The following is a 2402-nucleotide window of genomic DNA, read 5'->3' on the forward strand; positions in this document are numbered from 1 at the left end:
ATCTGGCGTTGGTATTCTTTGACTCTGGCTTGTTTTTGTGGATTTTCAAGATAGTCTTCGGATTGGGTGAGGGAGAGAAATAGGTCAACCAAGTGTTCTATCCGTTTTACAATTGTTTTGTTTTGAGATGTAATGGATGGGCATAACTTTTTAAATTCATCAATAATTTTTGGGTCATAGTACCAAGTTGATTGGGATTTTTTACTCCGTGGATTATGAATTCTCTCATACGCTAATTTATCCTTATATCTAATTCTCAAATATTTCTTATACTTTTCAAATTGTGGATTTTTAATATGAGGGATGTTTTCTTTTATTCTGCTTTTTAATTCACCATAACTTAATGTAAAATTTTCAGGAATCTTATCCATTTGAATATGTTTTTCTTTTATCAACACAACACCAATATCTTTTAATTTTTCTCTTTGTTCATCTGTTAAGTCTTTTTCGTGTATAAATTTTAATGGTAGTGCATCCCTACTTTGGTGGTTTCTAACCTGAATTAGAATTGCCTTAAATGAATATTCTGGAGATTCAAATTGTTCCGTTGTAAGTGATGAACGGAAGGTTTTTATATATTGAATGATTTCCTCCACCTTCTTTTTTCTTAGTTCTTCTTTAGAAGCTCCTATAAAGTTCTTTGGTGTCTTCGCTAATTGTAAACTAAAGGATAAAAATTGCTTAATTGCATATTTTTCCCCAAAATGCTGCTTAATGAAATTGTCAAAATTGATTAATAATGCTTGACATTCACCAAATATAGAATCATCAAGTTCAGGTATGTGTCTATGGACAATCATGTTTCTGAGCGGAATGAAAAATTCTAAGTTCTTTCTGACAGGAGAGCTGTTGTCACCTTGAAAGTACTGCTTTACACATTCACTCAGTTCCCACCATCGCTTTTCCTTTATTTTTTTCCCATCAGGCAGAGTTTCAAAAACATACTCATATCTTGGTCTTTTCCCTTCAGCAGATTTTTTACGATAGAAAGGTTTAATCTTATTTTTTAAAAAATATGCATGAAATAATGAATTCCAAGCAATTATCATCATTGTGATATATCCTTCTGATTTGAAAGATACTGCTGGTTTATTATAATACTCGACAGCAAGCATTGCAGAATCTCTTGCCTTTTGTAATAGCTGCTTTACTATTGTCGGCACTCTTTTCATATCCTGTCTTTTCCCTCGATTATTCTTATTTCTTCTTCTGTTAACCCATATAATTGATACACCAACTGGTCAATCTGGCGTTCGTATTCTTTGACTTTTACCTGTTTTTGTGGATTTTCAAGATAGTCATCGGATTGGGAGAGAGGGAGGATTTTGTTGACAAGGTCTATAAATGGTTGTTGTTCTATGTTAGAAATTTGGGGTATGGGAAATCTCTTTATGAACTCTCCCTTAATTTCACCTTGTATACCACCACCTTGGTAAAATTTATAAAAAACAAATTCAAAAAGAACGGAATTTAGCACTGCTAATAAGTAACGTAAATTTTGGCCAGTAATAAAATGTGTTGTATCTTCAGAGTATATACCTGGAGGGACAATGGCAAATCTCCTCGTTTGCGTCACCCTTTGCCAAACAATTTTTTCTTTTTCAAATTCAGAGTAGTAAGCAATATTGTCTTGCGTTTCAAACCATTTATTCCCTGTTTTCTTTCTTGCTTTGGTACCATCGGGTAAAGTCTCACCAGACTGTTCTAATCTCTCTATCCCAAAACTCAACAAATATCTTTTAATAGCAGGATATTTATCAATATTTAAATGTAACGCAGGAAAAGTTGCAATTAACCACAATCCTGCCCACTTATAATAATACCGACCAATATCTCGTCCTCGTAATATTGGTTTCAGAATCTCGGCACTTTTTGGGTCTTCTTTGCATAATCTTTCTTTTGTTTCATTATCTATGATAAACGCTTTGTTAAAACCTGTTTTTATTCCATAATAAATCTTCACATCCAAATCTTTTAAAAGTTCCCCTATACTTTCTATTTTTTCTTTGAGTTTCAGAATCCTCTCATCTGCAAGTGTCCAGCAATAATCATCAAGTTTTATCTGTGAAATAATGTTCTGTTTTTTTTCAATAAATGAAATTATATCATCTCCTCCTAATTCGTTCTGTACATTAACAAATTTTACTTTATGTTCTTTATTGGGTTGTGTCTTCTTAAATAAGATTATGTTTGTATCAACAGTAGCTTCAAATACAGAATAACCATTAAAGTCTATCAAAATAACAACTTTACAATTATTTTTAAGAAAATACCTCAGTTTTCGGCCGTATTTAGACCTCATCCATTTGTTACTTGAGATAAAACAAGAAAAACCATCTGGTTTTAGTATATTCCAGCTTTTTTCATAGAAATAGGTGTATAGATCGGATGTACTATTGTAA

The 2402-nt window shown here is 32.1% G+C and carries 2 protein-coding genes; both read right to left on the bottom strand.

From position 1 onward, the window contains the following. On the bottom strand, window positions 1-1172 hold a 1172-nt coding region (locus J7J33_04505; GenBank protein ID MCD6168549.1), incomplete at its 3' end, for a DUF3644 domain-containing protein. Further along, window positions 1169-2402 (bottom strand): class I SAM-dependent DNA methyltransferase (locus J7J33_04510; protein MCD6168550.1); only part of this gene is annotated, 1234 nt, incomplete at its 5' end. The genes J7J33_04505 and J7J33_04510, both read right to left, overlap by 4 nt.

The sequence above is a fragment of the Caldisericia bacterium genome (assembly GCA_021158845.1).
Lineage (GTDB): Bacteria > Caldisericota > Caldisericia > B22-G15 > B22-G15 > B22-G15.